Below are 1,291 nucleotides of genomic sequence, written 5' to 3' on the forward strand. Positions count from 1 at the left end.
AAATCCGGAACAATCCGCAAAAATTTTGCACATTATTTCCGAATCCGCCTGAAATAATTTGAAAAAGGGATTCTGAAATAATGTGCTAATTTACATCTTAATTTCTCTTTGTAGAATAGTAATAAATAACCAAGACAAATAGGAGGAGCAATAACCGTGAAAGCATCAACATCTTTACCATATATAGCATTAGCAATCGGAGTAATTGCTGTTTCCACTTCTGCCATATTAGTGAAGCTTGCCACAGCTCCATCAGCTGTTATTGCTTTTTATCGCTTACTTTTTTCAACGTTATTCATTTTGCCCTATTTTTTATGGAAAAGCATGCCTGAATTAAAAACATTTACGAATAAAGAGTGGTTAAATAGTATCATTGCAGGTGTTTTTTTAGCACTTCATTTTATTTTATGGTTTGAATCTTTAAACTACACATCAGTTGCTAGTTCTGTTGTACTAGTAACACTTCAGCCGATTTTTTCATTTATCGGCACTTATTTTTTCTTTCATGAAAAAATTTCCCTTCATGCTTTTTTTAGTGCCATTATGGCGGCTATAGGAAGTATTATTATTAGTTGGGGCGACTTTCAAATTAGCGGTATGGCACTACTTGGAGACTTTTTAGCTCTGGCAGCCTGCATAATGATAACAGCTTATTTATTGTTTGGTCAGCATGTAAGAAAAAAACATTCTTTAACTGCCTATACATTTATCGTTTATGGAATTAGTACGGTTACCTTGTTTTTCTATTGTGTTTTATTGCAATATCCACTGGTTCGATATTCATACAATGATTGGGTTTGTTTTATTCTTTTAGCGCTTATTCCAACATTACTAGGACATTCGTTATTTAATTGGTCTTTAAAATGGATCAGTACAAATGTCATTTCAGTAACCATTTTGTTTGAACCTATCGGCTCCATTATTTTAGCCTATATTTTTTTAGGGGAATCCGTTATTACATCACAAATTATTGGTGGAATGATTATTATTAGCGGTATTTTATTATTTGTGTTTGAGAAGAAATTTAAAAGGATTTTAAAAGAAGAACCCTCAAACATAAATAGTTAAAATTAATGGGATTTCGCTAATATATGGTGAAGTTAATTCTTAACCTTACTATAACTCCGACCTCTAAGCGAAATGAGGCTCCTGATGAAGTGAATTAAACTTATTTTATTCGTGAATTTATTAAAAAGGGTACCGTCAAGAATTTTGTGTAATGTAAGATAGATAGGGTTATCTCTGAAATGGATTTAGAATAGAGAGGGCCTGTTTCTTCCACACAGGAGAC

General features: G+C 32.4%; 1 protein-coding gene. It reads left to right on the forward strand.

Annotation, left to right across the window (positions count from 1 at the left end; translation table 11 throughout):
- The first annotated feature begins 156 nt into the window (after positions 1-156).
- Positions 157-1,068, forward strand: coding sequence for a DMT family transporter (locus J2S06_RS16060; protein WP_419152970.1), 912 nt, complete (start codon positions 157-159; stop codon positions 1,066-1,068).
- Positions 1,069-1,291: the final 223 nt, after the last annotated feature.

This window comes from Bacillus alveayuensis (genome assembly GCA_030812955.1).
GTDB lineage: Bacteria > Bacillota > Bacilli > Bacillales > Aeribacillaceae > Bacillus_CB > Bacillus_CB alveayuensis.